At 45.8% G+C, this 467-nt stretch carries 1 protein-coding gene; it reads right to left on the reverse strand.

Annotation, left to right across the window (positions count from 1 at the left end):
* The coding region (locus MMO38_RS16560; RefSeq protein WP_347006134.1) for a hypothetical protein at positions 1-467 on the reverse strand (467 nt) is incomplete at both ends.

The raw sequence follows: 467 nt of genomic DNA on the forward strand, positions 1-467 counted from the left end.
GTTGAAGTCGCTGACACATCACCTGCTTTCACATTGGTCAGTGTCGTACCACCTGCACCCGCTAAAGTCACTTTGTCTTTAACTGCTGCATCGTCGTATTTCACTGCTGCATTGTCATTTTCTGCTTGTTGCGCTGCCAATGCATCTAATTGACCTTTGTTCACCGCATCTTTAGTGTTTGTACCTGCTTCAACGCCACTGATTTGGTTCGTTGTCTTGTCGATCACGACATTGCCAACAGTCACTTTGTCTGCTGTCACACCAGCGTTGTTGATTACAGTGTTACCCGTAGTCACACTGGTCAAACTCAAGTCTTGGCTTAATGCAAATGCGACATTATTGCCTGTTTTCGTCGCAGTTAAGTTGGTGTCTGCTGGATCAACCACACCGATATCAACCGTATCACCCGCTTTGATCGCACCGCTGTTTGAACCATTGGTTTGTAGGTTAAAACCACCTTTCAAAGT

The sequence above is a fragment of the Acinetobacter sp. NIPH 1852 genome (genome assembly GCF_022549455.1).
Lineage (GTDB): Bacteria > Pseudomonadota > Gammaproteobacteria > Pseudomonadales > Moraxellaceae > Acinetobacter.